Source organism: Singulisphaera rosea, from assembly GCF_054877945.1.
Genome location: NZ_JBTYIP020000027.1, coordinates 44,050 through 60,504 on the forward strand (window position 1 = coordinate 44,050; position 16,455 = coordinate 60,504).

The 16,455-nt window shown below is 67.4% G+C and carries 10 protein-coding genes; 2 read left to right on the forward strand and 8 right to left on the reverse strand.

What is annotated here, in order from left to right; all coding sequences use genetic code 11:
- The first annotated feature begins 132 nt into the window (after window positions 1–132).
- Together ACYOEI_RS31855 and ACYOEI_RS31860 are read left to right on the forward strand one after the other, a co-directional pair.
- The gene (locus ACYOEI_RS31855; protein WP_462853894.1) at window positions 133–1,473 is read left to right on the forward strand and encodes an MATE family efflux transporter; all 1,341 of its coding nucleotides are present in this window, start codon (window positions 133–135) and stop codon (window positions 1,471–1,473) included.
- A gap of 198 nt (window positions 1,474–1,671) precedes the next feature.
- The gene (locus tag ACYOEI_RS31860) at window positions 1,672–5,049 is read left to right on the forward strand and encodes a WD40 domain-containing protein (protein ID WP_462853895.1); all 3,378 of its coding nucleotides are present in this window, start codon (window positions 1,672–1,674) and stop codon (window positions 5,047–5,049) included.
- A gap of 208 nt (window positions 5,050–5,257) precedes the next feature.
- Here ACYOEI_RS31860 and ACYOEI_RS31865 read toward each other — a convergent pair whose 3' ends face one another.
- The 8 genes from ACYOEI_RS31865 to ACYOEI_RS31900 all read right to left on the reverse strand — a co-directional run bounded on the left by ACYOEI_RS31865 (window position 5,258) and on the right by ACYOEI_RS31900 (window position 16,266).
- A complete protein-coding gene (locus ACYOEI_RS31865) occupies window positions 5,258–6,274 on the reverse strand; it encodes a methyltransferase (RefSeq protein ID WP_462853988.1) in 1,017 nt (338 codons plus the stop codon).
- A 1,633-nt stretch (window positions 6,275–7,907) separates the two neighbouring features.
- The gene (locus ACYOEI_RS31870; RefSeq protein ID WP_462853896.1) at window positions 7,908–8,279 is read right to left on the reverse strand and encodes a hypothetical protein; all 372 of its coding nucleotides are present in this window, start codon (window positions 8,277–8,279) and stop codon (window positions 7,908–7,910) included.
- Window positions 8,280–8,409: 130 nt separating this feature from the next.
- Window positions 8,410–10,185: an Hsp70 family protein gene (locus ACYOEI_RS31875; RefSeq protein WP_462853898.1), complete on the reverse strand. Its 1,776-nt coding sequence runs from the start codon at window positions 10,183–10,185 to the stop codon at window positions 8,410–8,412.
- A 4-nt stretch (window positions 10,186–10,189) separates the two neighbouring features.
- The gene (locus ACYOEI_RS31880) at window positions 10,190–11,116 is read right to left on the reverse strand and encodes a nucleotide exchange factor GrpE (protein ID WP_462853899.1); all 927 of its coding nucleotides are present in this window, start codon (window positions 11,114–11,116) and stop codon (window positions 10,190–10,192) included.
- Complete coding sequence (locus ACYOEI_RS31885; protein ID WP_462853900.1) at window positions 11,113–11,406, reverse strand: DnaJ domain-containing protein; 294 nt, start codon at window positions 11,404–11,406, stop codon at window positions 11,113–11,115. The genes ACYOEI_RS31880 and ACYOEI_RS31885 overlap by 4 nt, the downstream gene beginning before the upstream one ends.
- A 7-nt stretch (window positions 11,407–11,413) precedes the next feature.
- Window positions 11,414–13,852 (reverse strand): tetratricopeptide repeat protein, encoded by a 2,439-nt coding sequence (locus ACYOEI_RS31890; RefSeq protein WP_462853901.1) that lies wholly within the window; start codon window positions 13,850–13,852, stop codon window positions 11,414–11,416.
- Between the two features lie 214 nt (window positions 13,853–14,066).
- Window positions 14,067–15,407 (reverse strand): DUF1501 domain-containing protein, encoded by a 1,341-nt coding sequence (locus ACYOEI_RS31895; protein ID WP_462853902.1) that lies wholly within the window; start codon window positions 15,405–15,407, stop codon window positions 14,067–14,069.
- Window positions 15,408–15,714: 307 nt separating this feature from the next.
- Window positions 15,715–16,266, reverse strand: a complete 552-nt coding sequence (locus tag ACYOEI_RS31900; protein WP_462853904.1) for a carbon storage regulator — start codon at window positions 16,264–16,266, stop codon at window positions 15,715–15,717.
- Between the last annotated feature and the right edge of the window lie 189 nt (window positions 16,267–16,455).

A 16,455-nucleotide genomic window follows, 5' to 3' on the forward strand; every position in this document is an offset into this window, starting at 1 on the left:
TGCACCGCGGAGATAAAAAGGAGATTTAGCCTGGAATCGTTCCGAACGCAAGAGGGTAGCCCGAGAACGACACCATCGACCGCCCCGGGTTTCTTCGGGGAGCTCCGGCCGACGCTCGCCCTGGCCGGCCCGGTGATCCTGGCCGAGCTCGGCTGGATGGGGATGGGGGTCGTCGATACGATCATCGTCGGCCGCCTCGGCCCCGAGGCGATCGGGGCCGTCAGCGTCGGCGGCGTCTTCTTCTTCACCATCGCCGTCTTCGGCATGGGGATGCTGCTCGGTCTCGACACGCTGATCTCGCAGGCCTTCGGGGCCGGGCGGATCGAGGATTGCCGGAGCGCCTTGGGGCAGGGGATCTACCTTGGCCTCGTCCTGACCGTGCCGTTGATGGCCGTCGTCTTCGCGGCGGCGCCGGTCCTCGGCCTAGCCGGGGTGAACCCGACGGTGGTCCGGCTGGCGGTCCCCTACATCGGGGCCACCGCCTGGAGCCTGGGCCCCCTCCTGATCTACGCGGCCTGCCGGCGCTACCTCCAGGCCATCGGCCGGGTCGCGCCGATCGTCTTCGCCCTCGTCAGCGCGAACCTGATCAACGTCCTGGCCAACTGGATCCTCGTCTTCGGAAACTGGGGGGCGCCGGAGCTTGGGGTCCGCGGCTCGGGCTGGGCGACCGCCGTGGCCCGGGGCTACATGGCCCTGGTCCTGGTCGCCACCATCCTCTGGGACGACCGCCGGCTCGACCCGAAGCGGCGCCTGGCCGCCCTTCGGCCCAACTTTGGACTCTTACGACATCTGGTGGGCCTGGGGTTCCCGGCGGCCGTCCACGTGACGCTGGAAGTCGGAGTCTTCGCCTTCGCGACGACCCTGGCGGGGAAGCTCGACCCGATCTCCTTGGCGGCGCACCAGGTCGTGCTGAGCGTGGCGAGCGTGACGTTCATGATCCCGCTGGGCCTGTCCTCATCGGCCGCGGTCCGGGTCGGCCGTGCCCTCGGCCGAGGCGAGCCCGCGGCCGCCTCCCGGGCGGGGTGGATGGCGATCGCGCTCGGCGCCGGGTTCATGATCCTCGCGGGACTGACCTTCCTCCTGATCCCGAGGTCCATCCTCGGCGCGTTCACCGACGAGGCGGGGGTGATCGCCACCGGGCTGGGTCTGCTCCGCATCGCCGCCGGCTTCCAGCTCTTCGACGGCCTCCAGGGCGTGACCGCCGGCGCCCTCAGGGGGCGAGGCGACACCCACACCCCGATGGTCGTGAACTTGTTGGCCTACTGGGCCCTCGGGCTCCCCGTCGGCTACCTGCTCGCCTTCCATGCGGGGTTCGGCGTCCACGGCCTCTGGATCGGGCTTTCGATCGGCCTCGGCGTGGCGGGACTCGTCCTCGTCCTCGTCTGGCTGTTCAAGTCCAGGGCCAGAGTTGAGGCCGGGAGCCACTTCGTCGGTCCCCTCTCCACCCCCGTCCCCGCCCCTGAAGGCCGTTGACGACGACCCCCTCGGGCCCCCGGGAGGCGGGTCATTGCAACCCACTAACGATCGGAGGTGCTTTTCTTATTTTTCGTGTAGGATAGAATCGACCGAAGCAATGTCGCCCATTCCGATTGGGGTGACCTCCCCGGTTTCGACATTGCGAACGCCCGATTCGGTCTGCGCGGTCTCGAAGCAAGTCTGCGAGGTTGAGCGATGGAACCGACCCCCACCCCCGGATCCTCTCGCAACGAGGCCGGGGCGGGCGACGACTCGAGGCTGGCCCAGATCTTCGACGCCTATCTCGCGGCGGTCGAGGCGGGTCAGGGGCCGGATCCCAACACGCTCCTGGCCGAGAACCCGACGTTGGCCAGCCGGCTGCGGGTCTTCCTCGAGATCCTCGACATGTCGGAGCACATGGCCGCCGCAGGCGCGGTCGAAGGGCCGGTCCCTTCTCTCCGAGTCGGCGACTTCCGGATCCTCCGCGCGATCGGTCGGGGGGGGATGGGGGTCGTCTATGAAGCCGAGCAGGTCTCGCTCGGGCGCCGGGTCGCCCTCAAGATCCTCCCGCTCGCCTCGGCGCTCGACCCCGCGCACCTCCAAAGGTTCCAGGTCGAGGCCAGGGCCGCGGCCCAACTCCACCACGCGCACATCGTCCCCGTCTTCGCCTTCGGCTCCGAGCGGGGCATTCATTATTATGCGATGCAGTTCATCGAGGGTCAGACCCTCGCGCAGCTCATCGCGTCGCTCCGAGGGCCGGACCGATCCCCCCCCTCGACGGTGATCAGCAGGGACGACTCGGTCCTCGCGCTCCCCGTCGACCCGGAGGGCTCGTCGGCCCTGGGCGTGCCGTCGAGCCGAGAGTTCTTCCTCAAGGCCGCACGGTTCGGATACCAGGCCGCGATCGCGCTCGAGCACTCGCACAGCCTCGGGGTGTTGCACCGGGACATCAAGCCGGCCAACCTCCTGATCGATGCCGAGGGCGACCTCTGGGTCACCGACTTCGGGCTCGCTCGGCTCAAGGAAGGGGTCGAGCTGACCCGGACGAATGAGCTGCCCGGGACCTTGCGCTACATGTGCCCCGAGCGGGTCATGGGCCGGAGCTCCGGCGACGACGTCCGAGGCGACGTCTATTCGCTGGGGGCCACGCTCCACGAGCTCTTGACGCTCCAGCCCGTCTACGACGCCAGGGACAGCGAGGAATTACTCCGCCAGGTGGCCGGCGGCGAGCCGATGCACCCGCGTTGGATCGACCCGTCGATCCCGATCGACCTCGAGACGATCGTCCGCAAGGCGATGGCCAGGGAGTCCCGCGACCGCTACGCGTCGGCGGGCGAGATGGCCGAGGACCTGAAACGATTCCTCGAAGGGAGATCGATCCTCGCCAAGCGCCCGAACCTGTTCCGCAGGACCGAGCGCTGGGTCCATCGGCGCCGCATCGCGGTGCTGTCGGCCGTGGCCCTGGCGTTGGTCGGGACTTTGACGACCGCCCTGATCCTCGTCTACCAGAAGTACACCTTCGAAATCGAAGACAGGCTGCAGATCAGCCATTACGAAGAAGATCTCCGGCAAGCGGCCCGACTCATCCAGCAGAACGGGCTCGGCCAGGCCCGCAACGTCCTCGCCCGCCACGAGAAGGTCGACGGCGGCCACAAGGACCCTCGAGGCTTCCCCTGGAACTACCTCTGGCGGGTCTGCCACGCGCAGGCCCTCGCCAAGACCATCGACGCCCACCAGGGCGAGGCCTATCACGTCGAGTGTTCGCCGGACGGGCGGAGCTTCGCCTCGTGTGGCCTGGACGGCATGGTCAAGATCTGGGACCTCGCCACCGGGGACCTCTTGAGGAGCATCCATGCCCATCAAGGCGAGGTCAACACCGTGGTCTTCTCGCCCGACGGGAAGACCCTGGCGACGGCGGGGGACGACGGACTGGTCAAGACCTGGGAATTCGCGACCGGGTCCCCGAAGTCGACCTTCGAAAACCATCTCAACTGGGTCCTGGCCCTTCGATACTCGAGAGACGGCCGTCACCTCTACAGCGGCAGCCGAGATGGACTGGTCCGAGTCTGGGACGCCGAGACGAGCAAGCTCCAGGACACCTTCCATGAGCGCTCGGGGCGAATCGACGGCCTGGCGATCTCGCCCGATGGCAAGACCCTGGCCTCGGCAGCTTGGGAGGGCGTGACGCTCTGGGACCTCGACGCCCGCAAAGAAGAGCGGCGGCTCCCGAACCCCGGCGTCCAGGTCCACGCGGTCGCCTTCAGCCCTGACGGCAAGACCCTCGCCTCGGGGAGTGAAGACAACCAGATTCGCCTCTGGGACGTCCAATCCGGCCAGGCCCGTACCACGTTCCCGGCCCACCAGGGGATCGTCCAGGGGATCGCGTTCGCTCCCGACGGGCAGACGCTCGCATCGTGCGGCGACGATGGGACGGTCCGGCTCTGGGACTGCTCCACGGGCGCCCCGCTCGAGGTCTACCGTAGCCACGAGAGACGGGTCTGGTCCATCGCCTTCTCGGCCGACGGCCACCGCCTGGCCTCGGCCGGGCGCGACGCCTCGATCAAGATCTGGGACCGATCGGTCCGAGGCCACCGCGAGATCCTGCTGATCAAGCCGATGATCGCCTCGGCGATCGGCTTCTCTCAACGGGGCGACCTCCTCAGGATCTGCGGGCGCGACGGCGTGGTCTCGACCTTCAAGGTCGCCGACGGATCGCAGGTCCATGCCGAGAAGATCGCGGGGATCGCGCGGGCCCCGTTCGCCGAATTCGCTTCGGACGGCAAGACGCTCGCCACCCTCGACATGCAAGGGACCATCACCGTCTGCACCATCGACGACGAGAACCATCTCAAAGTCATGAGCCAAGGTTCGTCCGGGACGAAGCCCGACGTCGGCCGCACGGGCGGGATGATCGCCGCGGGGGGACGCATCACCCTCCTCCCGGGTGGCCGTTCTGTCGCGATCGTCGAGGATAACAAGGACATCCTCCTCGTCGACCCCGGGGGGGGCAACCGCCGACGCTCCGCGCCGATCAAGGCGTACATCGCGACCTTCTCCTCATCCGGAGACGTCATCGCCTCGACCGACTTCGACTGTCCCATCCTATGGGAGCCGGGGACGGGCAAGATCCGGAAGCCCAACGAACCGGGCCATCGGGGTGGCTTGCACGCGCTCGCCGTGGCCCTCTCCCCCGACGGCAAGTCCCTCGCATCGAGCGGGGACGATGGATCGGTCAAGCTCTGGGATACGGAAACGATGAAATGCCAGGCCGACCTGCTCGACCACAGTGGGTTCGTCGACGCCCTGGCCTTCTCCCCCGACGGCAAGATCCTCGCCTCGGGGGGCGTGGACAAGACCGTCAGGCTCTGGAACGTCGCCACCGGCCACCACCTGCTCACGCTCGAAGGCCATACGGCCATGGTCCGCCAAATCCGCTTCTCCCCCGACGGTTCCACCCTGATGACCTACGCCGAAAGCCCCGGCCGTCCCCCCGAAGTCTACCTCTGGCCCGCCCCGATCGAGCAGCCCGAAGGCCCTTACCCGGCAGGGTCGCCGATTGACAACCGTATGACGATTTCTCACCCGTCTTATTGAGAATCTTTCCATTGAATGAATTGGGTTGGCCAAAGCCATGACGTCGTCATGGGCAACCAACAAGGTGAGACTGCTCGCTGATCCCCACCGATCTGGTAAAGGACGGGCCGACCACCGATGGCGACCGTCTCCCTCCGCGTCCTCGCCCTGGACATCGGTCGGATTCGAGGTGGTGAGCCCAGCTCCGACACCCACCTAAAATCCAAACCTACTTGATGCCCACAACCATCGAATCAGGCCCGAGTAGGTGTTCGACGCGGGCCTCTCGGAAGCCGGCGTCCTTCATCCAGCCGGAGCAATCGGCGCCGGTGTAGTCGAAGCCGCCGGAGGTCTCGACGAGCATGTTCAGGCTCATCAGCAGGCCGAAGGCGTTGTGGCGGCGATCGTCGTCGATCAGGGCTTCGTAGACCAGAAGGGCACCGCCGGGGGGGAGGGCGTCGTAGGCCTTGGCGATGAGCATGCGCTTTTCGTCCAGGGACCAGTCGTGGAGGATGTGCCCCATCACCAGGACGTCGGCGGAGGGCAGGGGGTCGGTGAAGAAGCTACCGGGGTAGAACCGGAGGCGATCGCGGAGGCCGAAGGACGCGGCGTATTCGTCGAAGATCGGGCCGACGACGGGGAGGTCGAAGTTGCCGCCGGTCAGATGAGAGTGTGCCAGGGCCACCTGCACGGAGAGGGCCCCCTGGGCCCCGCCGATGTCGATGAACGTCTTGTAGTCCGCCCAGGGGAACCGATGCGCGATGGCGATCGCCGCCCCGAGGCTGATCCCCGTCATCCCCTGCAAGAAAAGCCGCAACTGCGCCGGGTCGCCGTAGAGCGACTCGAACAGGCCGGCGCCTGGGCTCGTCTTCGACTCATTTTGGGGTTCGCCGGTGCGTAGGGCCTCGGTCAGGTTCCCCCAGAAGCCGTAGAGGCGAGAGTTCGCCATCTCCAGCATCCCGCCGACATATGATGGCTTATCGCGATCAAGGAAGGTCGCCGACTCGGGCGTGTTGGCGTAAACGCCGTCGGTCCGCTCGAGCATGCCCAGGGCGACGAGGGCGTCGAGGAAGTCGCGGGCGGCGCGGGGGTGGAGGCCGAGCCTGGCGGAGAGGGTGGCGAGGTCGGCCGCCGAGCGGGCCAGCTCGGTGAAGAGGCCCAGCTCGATCGCGCTGAGGAGAGTCTTCGAGCCCCAGAATCCGAGGCCGAGCTGGAGGATCCGGTCCGGAGTTGCGTCGAGGCTCATGGGATCTCCTTGCGACGGGACGAGGGGGGGACCTTTTGGGTCGTCAACCATAGACCAAGACGCCCCGACTGTCGAGGACTCACGCTCGAGCGCCGAGGTGGGAGAGACCTGGCGATGGCCTCGGGCCAGCCCGTCCTCGTTGACGAGGCGGGAGAGAGGAAGCTCCTGGCCGAGCTCCCGGGCCAGGGCCCGGAGGTCGAGCCGATTGAGCAGGTCGACGCGGATCGGGCGCTTGGCGTCCCAGAAGAGGAAGGCCGAGTAGAACTCGCGGGCGACGTCGGAGTTGAGCAGCGAAGCGACGCAGGTCGCGTCCGCCTCGGTCGCGCAGGGGAGGAAATACGCCGTATCGTCGAGGACCACCGGCTTCCCCTCGAATGGCCCCACGGCCACGAAGCGCAGGTGCTTGTAGAAGCCCGAGATCGCGACCTTCCACGGGGAAAACGTGTAGTCACCGACCCCGAACATCGCGAAGCGTGGGCGTTGCCGATAGATTGCGCTCGCACGGCGATCGAGCGCCTCGCCGTGGGACTCGAGATATCCCCAGGTCTTCGGCGCCCGCGTGCGGATCGCACCGGTGCCTTCGCCGGTCGACGTCTGCGTGACGAGCATCCGGCGCGTCGGCTCCGACGTCCGGCCCCCTGCCAGCTCCGAGCTCTTCAGCATCGGATAAACATAGTCGATTTCCAGATCCACGACCTCTCCGAGGCCGTTGCGGTAGAGGGGGCCCTCCTTCGACAACTCCATCACCTTCGCGCAGTCGTGCTTGACGCCGGACCGCCAGCGGGGGACGGACTCTCCCTCGAGGTGCTTCCAGCGTCCGTAGGCCGCCACGTCGGCCAGCAGCCGTCCCCCATGGTGGCCGAACGCCCCCGAAGGGTCCGCGTCGTCCCAGCGCCGATAGACTCGGCACTCGCGCCCGACGACGCCGGGCCGGAACGTGCAAATCAGCAGGCATGCATCAACCGATGCTTCAAAATGCTTGCCCGCGTCGATCGGTCGGACCTCGGCGTCCGCCACGCCGAGGTCGTTCCTCCATGCGTGGTCCAGGGCCCGGCGTGCGACGGCCGACTTGCAGAGCATGGCCAGGGTCGCCCGACGCCCTCCGAGTCGCTCGATCAGGTGGGTGAGCATCCATTCGGAGATGTCGAAGTTGCTCTTGCCCGTGATCGCGTCCAGGCCATGGTGTTCCTGGTAATTCGACTTCTCGGGCAGGTTCGCGCTGCCGAGCGTCCCGAGATGGGCGTTGGTGACCCAAGGGGGGTTGCCGATGACGAGCAGGGGATCCGGCAGGCTGCCCAGCGCAGCGGACCAGTCGATCTGGAAGAAGCTTTCGCGGATCAGGCGCACGTCGGCCGGCCGGGGATGGGCGCGGAGCGTATCGGCGAGTTGATCGAGATAGATCGGGTTGATCTCGGCCCCGAGCGCGACCGTTGCCATCGGGAACCGGTCGAGGGCCGCGAGGAGGATGTTCCCGACGCCGCAGGTCGGCTCGACGATCGAGGCCGGGGCCAGGCCGAGGTCCGAGGTCCGCCGGCAGACGGCCTCGGCCAGCACGTGCGGGGTCTGGAAGTCGCCGAATTCCCCCGCCCTGGGACGCCCTTTTCGAGAACCCATCGACGTACGATCCCCACCCTCAGGAGGGTTGGCCCCACGGCGAGGCGACGTTCGACGACGCCGGAGGGGGAGGAGGAGTGCCGCCCTCGATCAGCCCTTCGGCGAGTGCGACGGCGGCGGACCAGTCTCCGGAGAGGAGCGTCCCGAGCGCGAGGAGTCGTCGGGACTCTTCATCATCGCGCAAGCGGGCACAGGATCGGGCCCGAAGCAGCAGCTCGCCCGCGTTCCCATCGCGGAGCGCGAGCAGCGCCTGGCGTCGGTTCTCGCGATACGATTGGGCCACTTCACGCAGCAGGCGCAGGTCGCTCTTGCAGCGTCGGCAGGTGTCGGACCATTCCTGCGAGGCCCGGCACGTCGGGCAGCGGAAGGTCTCCGGCTCGGGTTGGCCCATGGGACGGTGTTTCCTCAAGATTCCGGACGCAAGTCAAGCCCGCCGGCTCGAGAGGCGGGATTCCGCCCAGGAGCGACATCCCGCGTCGGGCGAGGAAACCCCGCCCGCCGCGGGTCCCGATGGGTCCGGATCATGCATCTTCCAGGTAGAAGACGAGGTCTTCGACCTCGGCCGAGATCTTCCGCACGTCGTCCTCCTCGCGGCGATCGACGGCCGAGCGGAGGTCGACGAGCATGGCCTTGAGCTCGGCGGCATCTTCGGCGTTCGCCTTGCTCATGACGCCCTCGGCCTTGGCGACCAGGCCTTCGGCGACCTCGATGGCCTGCCGGAGACCCGGGGCCATGGCCGGCTCGTCCGAGGCTTCGAGGCTTCCCGGAGACGGTAGGGCCCTGGCGGCGTTGCCGAAGACCTCTTCGAGGCGGCCGACGGCGTCGGCCCGCTGCCTCGTGCGGAACCGCTCGATCGCGCTCTCGATCGTCACGTGGCGGGCCAAGCCGGTCGCCCGCTCGGTCGCGGTCACCTTGAGGATCCCGTCGAGGTCGAGGTCCAACCGCACCAGGAGTTGGTTCCCCGCGGAGAGGTCGGCCAGGCCGTCGATCGTGAATTCGCCGACGAGCTCGTTGTAGCGGGTGTCGTCGTCTTCCCCCTGGAAGACGCGGATCTGGGCCGACTTCTGGCCGTCGACGACCGTCGAGAAGATCTCGGTCCGGCTGGCGGGCAGGGGGGTGTTGCGATGGATGATCGGCGAGAACGTGTACTTCGAGCGATGCCCGTCGATCTCGCCGAGCGCCTCGATCCCGAGCGTGTGCGGGGTGATGTCCACGAGCACGGCGCCGACCTCGACACCGGCGATCAGGCCGCCCTGCACGGCCGCCCCGAGGGCGACGGCCAGGTCGGGCTCGATCTCGCTGTGGACCGGCCTCCCCAGCCGTTCCTCGAGCAGTCGGTGGATGACCGGCGTCCGGGTCGCCCCGCCAACCAGCAACACCTTGTGGACCTGATGCGCCTGGATCTTGGCGTCGGAGAGGGACCGGTCGACGCACGCGAGCGTCTTGTCCAGGAGCGGTCCGATCAGCGTCTCGTACTCGTGCCGCTCGATCTCCATGGCGAGGTGGAGCGGCACGCCGTCCTTCTCGGCGATGAACTCCGCCTCGACCCGGGCGACGGCCTCGTTGGAGAGTTCGATCTTCGCGTCCTCCACGGCGCGGAGGACGCGCGACCGCGAGGCGAGGTCTTGCCTGAGGTCGATCCCGTGGCGTTTCTTGAATCGGTCGCAGACGTGGTCGAGCAGCAACTGGTCGAAGTCGTCGCCGCCGAGGTGGGTATCGCCGTGGCTCGCGAGGATCTCGACGACGCCCCCCTCGACCTGCGCGATCGAGACGTCGAACGTGCCGCCGCCGAGGTCGTAGACGAGCAGACGCTCCATCTCGGGAGGGTGCGGGTCGTAGGTCAGGACCGCGGCGGTCGGCTCGTTGATGATCCGGACCACCTCAAGCCCCGCGAGCTCCCCCGCCTCGCGCGTCGCCTGTCGCTGGACCTCATTGAAGAAGGCCGGGACCGTGATCACCGCCTTCGAGACCGGCTCGCCCAGGACCTTCTCGGCGCGTTCCTTGAGGGTCCGCAGGATGATCGCGGAGATCTCCTGGGGCGAGTACTTCCGGTCGCCGAGCGAGACGGTCACCTCCTGGCCCATCAACCGCTTGATCGAGCGGACGGTCCGCTCCGGGGCGAGCACGAACTGGTTCCGCGCCGCCTTGCCGACGAGGAGACGCCCTTCGGCGTCGAGGCCGACCACCGAGGGGACGATCGCCTGGCCGTCCTCTTCGAGCACGACAGGCTGGCCGTCGCGTACGATCGCGACCTCGCTGTTGGTCGTCCCGAGGTCGATCCCAAGAATGATATCCATAGTATTATTCGTCAAACTCCGAATCGGACTGTTCACCGTTCCGCTCGGCCGCCGGCCCGAAGTCATCTTCGGGCAGCCCAGGCTCGTCGTCTACGTCTTCTCCGAGGGCTTCGTCCCGCCTCTCGACGACGGGCGAACGCGCCACGCGGACTTCGGCGAAACGGAGGATCCGGCCCTGCCAGGTATACCCCCTCCGGATCTCGTCGATCACCGTGCCGGACGGATTGGTGGGATCATCGACCACTTCGACCACGGTCATGAGGCCCGGGTCGGCGGGCCGGCCGAGGCTCTCGATGCGCCGGATCTGCTCGGCCTTCAGGGTACGGGCGAGCCGGCCCTGGACCAGGCCATAGCCTTCGAGCAAGGCGTCGAAGATCGCGACGCCCGGCCTCCGGTCGTGTTCGCGGACGACGGCCAAGGTTTGCTCGTAGAACGATCGCGTCCGGAAGCGTCGATACCAGCCCTGGCCGGCGAACAGGGCCTGGAGGCCGTCGAGGGTGGCCTGATTCGCCGCCTGCGCCTCGACGTCGATCCGACGCCGGGCCCGTTCGATCTCGGTGCGGCCTCGTTCGAGGGACTCGTCGAGGTCGGCCAGGGCCTCGGCCATCGGCCGACTTGCCGACTGTGCGGCCTGTTCCTCCTTCGGCGCTACCGAGCGGAAGTGGTCGATCGCCTGACGGAGCGCCGGCAGGAGCGCCTCGGCCTGGTCCTGGAGGCCTCTCGAGCTCTTGGTCTGGAGCTTCACTTCCTGGCGGAGCGCGGTGAACTCCTCGACGATCCGCTCGAGGCCGACCTCGGGGAGATCCGCCTCGGCCGGGAGGGGTCCTCCCCCTTCGCCTGGGCGCGCGAGATCGTCGGCGTCGGCCCGGGCCTCGCGCAGCCATCGGCCGAACTCGGCCAGGACGGTCTCGTCGTCGGGTGGGATTGTCATGACGACTCCGCCAGCGCCAGTAAGGTCTTCAAGGGGACCCGGGCCTTGCGGAGTCGGGCGCGAAGGTCCGTCGCGAGCGCATCGAGCGAGTCGGTCGACTCGACGTGGAGGATTTGCATCTCCAGCCGCTTGGCCGGATCGCGCACCTCGTCGTACGCCGTGCGGATTTCCACGAATCGCTCGGGGGCCCGGTCCGGCGAGAACTCGCGCACCAGCTCGAGGTATCGGCGGCGGATCTCCGCCTCGTCGGCGTGCCTGGGCACGCCGAGGATCTCATAGGGGTCGCTCATGGCTGCCTCAGCTCTTCTTCGATCTCGGTTTGGGCATCGGAGCCGGCCCCCCCTTGCCCCCGAACGCCTCGCGGAAGAATTCCTCGGGGTCGATCCCCTTCTCCTCGAACATATCGGCCATCATGTCGCGGAACGGACTGCTTCTTCCCCGACGTCCAAACCTCACGAACGGATTTTTCGACAATTCAACAATCTTATTCAAAGTCATTTTGATCTGCGGCAGGAGGGCCTGGTCCTTCCGGTCGGCCGAGGCCTGGGCAACCTCGAGGGCCTTCTCCGCGTACTTGCGGGCCGTCTGGAGATTCGCCCTGTGTGGCCCGAGCGCCAGCTCGTTCACAGCGGCAAGGAGGTGGAAATAGGGAGTACCGGAGAAGTCCTTCAGCCCCTTGCGACCGAGCTTCTGGAGCGTCTCCAGCTCCTCGGTGAACCCCTCCAGGAACAAGCAGGCCAGGAGGAGGCTCTCTTTCTGGAACTTCAGCCGGGTCGTCTTGCGAAGATACTCGCGGACCTTCGCGACGTGCGTGGCGCGGCCGGGATAGTCGATGTTCGTCGCCAGATAGTTGAGGAGCAGCCCCGCCAACTTACCCCCGGTCTCGGCCAGGGCCTTCTTCTTCATACCCTCATCGAACAGGGCCGTGTATCGCTGGACAACGTCCTTAGGGAGTTGGAAGCGATGCGATTCGATCACCATCGCGAGCCAGAGGGGGGTCGGATCGGCCAACGACCCTTGCGCCTCGCGGAGGAGCGACTCTCCGCGTTCGCGATCGCCCGCCTTCATCTCGAGGAGGGCCCGCTTGACCTGGAAGGTGTAGTCCGAGGCTTTCTCCGCCGAAACTTGGGCCGCCAACTCGAACTCGGCCCGCCCCTCGGCAACCCGCCCTTTCAGGGCATGCTCGCGCGCGGTCGCGACGCGGACGCCAAATTCGAGGGTGACCATCGACGGGTCGAGCGGCTTCAGCACGCGAGCCCGCTTCGCGAACTCGATCGCATCATGGGGCCGGTCGGTGGCCACGAGCTGATTGGCGAGCTCGACGATGGTCTCGAGGTGGTCGGGAAAGGCCTCCAGGAGCCGACGGGCGACCGCCTCGGCCTGCTTCTGCGACCCCCAGGCCTTCTTTGCATGGTAGAGGGCTAAATGGGCGGCCAAAAACTTCGGGGCGAGCGTGATGCTCTGCTCGAGGCCCTCCATCGCCCGTTCCTTGCAGAAGTCGAAGTCGTCGGGGTCGAAATCTTCATATCCCTTCTCGCCTTCGAGGTAGAGCGCATCGTCCCGATAGACCTCGGCGATGTGATACCAGACCAGCCCTTGGGCGAGCCCCCGCTCCTCGACGGAAAAGGTCGGCAGGGTCTTCAGATCCTCGAGGTACGCCAACCAGTACTGTTCCGCCTCCTCGGTGCCCCCCTGCGGCCCTTCCCAGACCAGGGCCAGGAATCGGTTCCAGCGAGGGTCGATCGGCAAAGGCTCGGCGTTCCTGACGAAACTCTCGATGAGTTTCGTGGCCGTGCGTAAGTCGAGCGACGACACGTGGTGCACCAACGGGGAGATCAGGATCCGCGTGAGGCGCAAGGCGAGCTCGGGCTGGACGCGGCGGAGGGCGTGGCGGATCGGCCCGAGCTCGCGAACGGCCTCGGGCCAGCGCTCCTCCGCGATCAGGTCACGGACGGTCTGGAGCGGCTTCAGGACAGGCTCGCCGAAGACCTGGCGCTCCACCGCGACGACGTCCACGACCGGGGCGGCGGGCCCCGAGTCCTTCGCCTCGGCCGCGGCCGGCCCCTGGAGCCAGCGCGCGATCCGGGCGGCCGCCCGGTCGGGGTCGAGGCGGCCCCAGTTGGCGCGGGCGTCTTCGAGATCCTCGCGGTAGAAGGCGGCCAGGCCTCGCGTGAAGAGACGCCAATCGGCGAAGGGCGAGTTGCGCGAGATCTCCCGGAGCCTCTCCAGGGCCTTCGCCTCGTCCCCCGCCTCGAGCGCCTCGAGTGCGGCCCGGATCGTCGCCGCACCGTCCTTGATCTCGGGGAGCGCCCCGGCGTTCCGCTCGGGATGGAGGACCGCCTGGTCGGCCGCCGTCGCCACCAGCCGAGCTTGCGCCTCCGGCGACTCGACCCGGCCTTGCAGCGACTGCGCCGCCTTCGACATCCCCACCGCCAGGAACAACTTGACCGCGTCCTCGACCAGCGCCGGGTCGGTCACGCCGAACTCGAGGAGATGGCCGGCCACCTCGATTGCCGACGTCGGCATCCCCCCCTTGTTGAGTTGCTGCGCCCTCAGCAGATAGGCACGCTCCAGGAGTCGGCGATTGGCTTCGCTCGCCTCGTCCTTGAAGCAGATCTTCGCCTCCTTGACCGCATCCTTGAACTGCCCTTTTCGGATCGAACGCTCGGCCGCCTCGCGGAGGGCTGCTCCCGTCGACGGGCCTTTCACCGCTTGTTTTTTATTCTTTCCGGCCATGCACGCACCGCATTCTCACACGAGAAGAGAGGAGGCCGGGAGGCGTCGGCACCTCATCGCCTTGACATACGTCCACCGGACAAACCTACCCGGACGTGTCATCCGAGCGACATGCTACCCAAATAGACGATCCGAGTACGACCCGAAAGTCAAGATCGGCGAGGGTCGAGATCGACCCTACCCCCGGATTTCAGGGGTTTTCGGGAGACGGTGCTCAGGCGAGTCGAGACCCGAGGAGTGCGTCGATCGGCCGGGCGGTGCTCGGGAGGATGGGGATGGGGCGGCCGGACTTGTCCTGGACGAAGGCGTGGGGGTCGATCCCGAGATTCCGGTAGACGGTCGCCAGGACGTCGAGGTAGTGGATCGGGTGGCTCGCGGCCGAGCCCCCGAGCGGGTCGGTCGAGCCGATCACCTGGCCGACGTTCATGCCTCCCCCCGCCAGGAGGGCGCTGTTGACCCGGGCCCAATGGTCGCGCCCGGCGTCCTTGTTGATCTTCGGCGAACGGCCGAACTCGCCCCAGACGACCACCGAGACGTCCTTGTCGAGCCCCCGGGCGTGGATGTCCTCGACGAGCGCCGAGATCCCCTGGTCGAAGAGCGGGAGCCGCTCTCGGAGCCAGGGGAAGTTGTTGCCGTGCGTGTCCCAGAACCCATAGGCGACGGTCACGCAACGCGCCCCCGCCTCGACCAATCGCCTGGCGATGAGCAATTGGTCGTTCCACATCGGGGCGCCGTCACCGAGGTGCGTGGACGAGCCGATGCCGTAGCGAGCCCGCAGCCTCGGGTCTTCGCGTTCGACGTCGAGCGCCTTCGCCACCAGGTCGGAGGCCAGGACGTCGAACGCTCGGCGATAGACGCTGTCCATCCCCCCGAGCTCCACGGTATCGACCTGGCGGCGGAACTGGTCGAACTCGTCGAGCATCCGGCGACGACGGTCGATACGCCCGGGTGCCTCCGCCCCCCCTTTGAGCAGCGCGAGGTCGTCGCCGTCCATCCGCGCCGGCCGATGCGTCATCCCGAGCTGGCCCGGGCCGGGCGTGTTGTACGGCCGATGCTGCATCGTCGGGAAGAGGTCGATGAACGGCGGGACGATCGGGTCGTGCGGGCCTTGCACCAGCGAGACCACCGAGCCGAAGTGCGGCTTCCCCTCGCGCTGGCTGACGCCCATCGGGTAGCCGGTGAGGTTCTGGAAGCTCGAATGCTCGTCGCGCAGGCCGACGATCGAACGGATCACCGCGAGCTTATCCATCGACGACGCCGTCATCGGCAACAGCTCGCCGATCTCGATGCCCGGGACCTTCGTCGCGATCGGCTTGAACTCGCCCCGGATCCCCTCCGGTGCCTTCGGCTTCAAGTCGAACGTGTCCTGGTGCGGCAGGCCCCCCGCGAGGTAGACCATGATGACCGCCTTGTGCGATCGCTTCCCCGCGCCTTCCTCGGCCCGGAGTAGCTCGGGCAGCCCCAAGCCTCCCATCGCCAGCCCGCCGATCTTGAGGAACGACCGCCGCGAGAGCCCGTCGCAATACCGTTGACGAGCACCGAACAACGTCAGCATGGTCCGCCCCTCATCACGCGATCCGTCCGAACCTCCTACGATTCTTCAACATTATGACAACATTTCCGACATCGGCAAGACTGGCGAACGTGTCCGGGCGCATCAATGGTTTTCGTCGATCTCCACCGAACCCTCATCGAAGGATTTCTTCACCACAACGGCACAAAGACACAAAGGGCAGGATCCCGAGAGAACAGTCCCATCTCGGACCTCCTCTCCGAACTCTTTGTGTCTTTGTGCCGTTGTGGTGAGTCTCCCAACGAATCGACCGGAGTGAGCTCGGTGGACTCCGGCGAGGAGCCTTGGTTCATCTCTCCCGTTCCTCGAACTCCTCGGGAGTCGGGAAGGGGATCGTGTGGATGGCCGAATCTTCGGGGCCCGGCCCGATGGGGCGTTGGGGAGGGCCGGAGAGGCCCGGCCGGGCGGTGTCGGGATCGGGCGGGGGAGAGAACGGCAAGAACGCCTGCACGGCGTCGTCGGCATGGGGGAGGTTGATGACGGTCGAGGCCTTGACAGAGAGCTCGGCCTTGACGGAGAGTTCGGGCGGGGCGTCGATGAAGAACAGGGCACGCATCGCGTCGAGGTCGACGAGGCCGAGGTGGATCTCGTTCCGGATGGTGACGATCTGATGGTTCCCGAGGGTCAGGTCGAAGACCCCCATGCCCGAGGCGTCGACCCCGCCGTTGACGGCCTCGGCCGCGGCCGAGTCGCCGGGCCGAGCGACCCCTCGCGTGATCGTCGTGCGCCTTGGGGCGACGAACCTGAGCCGGGCCACACCGCCGGCCAACCGCAACACCTCAACCCGGATGTTGCCGTCGATGGTGATGGCCTCGTGCCGCTTCCTGGCGATGACTAGCATGAAGGATTGTTCCCGCGGTGACCACCCCGAACTCTCCCCGCGCGGGCAGGCCACGCGTCCGATCGCGACGACGGCATTCATCCTCATTCGGCGCTCGGACAAATGATGGGGGAGCCGCGACGGACGACGCCTCTCGGCGACGCCCGCCCGGGTGGTGAACCGTTCTCAGCGGACGGGGATAAGGAAGGT

Excerpts from the sequence above, each read along its gene's own strand:
- ACYOEI_RS31895 (WP_462853902.1), bottom strand. The coding sequence starts at position 15,407 with ATGCTGACGTTGTTCGGTGCTCGTCAACGGTATTGCGACGGGCTCTCG.
- ACYOEI_RS31875 (WP_462853898.1), bottom strand. The coding sequence starts at position 10,185 with ATGGATATCATTCTTGGGATCGACCTCGGGACGACCAACAGCGAGGTC.
- ACYOEI_RS31900 (WP_462853904.1), bottom strand. The coding sequence starts at position 16,266 with ATGCTAGTCATCGCCAGGAAGCGGCACGAGGCCATCACCATCGACGGC.
- ACYOEI_RS31890 (WP_462853901.1), bottom strand. The coding sequence starts at position 13,852 with ATGGCCGGAAAGAATAAAAAACAAGCGGTGAAAGGCCCGTCGACGGGA.
- ACYOEI_RS31860 (WP_462853895.1), top strand. The coding sequence starts at position 1,672 with ATGGAACCGACCCCCACCCCCGGATCCTCTCGCAACGAGGCCGGGGCG.
- ACYOEI_RS31880 (WP_462853899.1), bottom strand. The coding sequence starts at position 11,116 with ATGACAATCCCACCCGACGACGAGACCGTCCTGGCCGAGTTCGGCCGA.
- ACYOEI_RS31885 (WP_462853900.1), bottom strand. The coding sequence starts at position 11,406 with ATGAGCGACCCCTATGAGATCCTCGGCGTGCCCAGGCACGCCGACGAG.
- ACYOEI_RS31870 (WP_462853896.1), bottom strand. The coding sequence starts at position 8,279 with ATGGGCCAACCCGAGCCGGAGACCTTCCGCTGCCCGACGTGCCGGGCC.
- ACYOEI_RS31865 (WP_462853988.1), bottom strand. The coding sequence starts at position 6,274 with ATGAGCCTCGACGCAACTCCGGACCGGATCCTCCAGCTCGGCCTCGGA.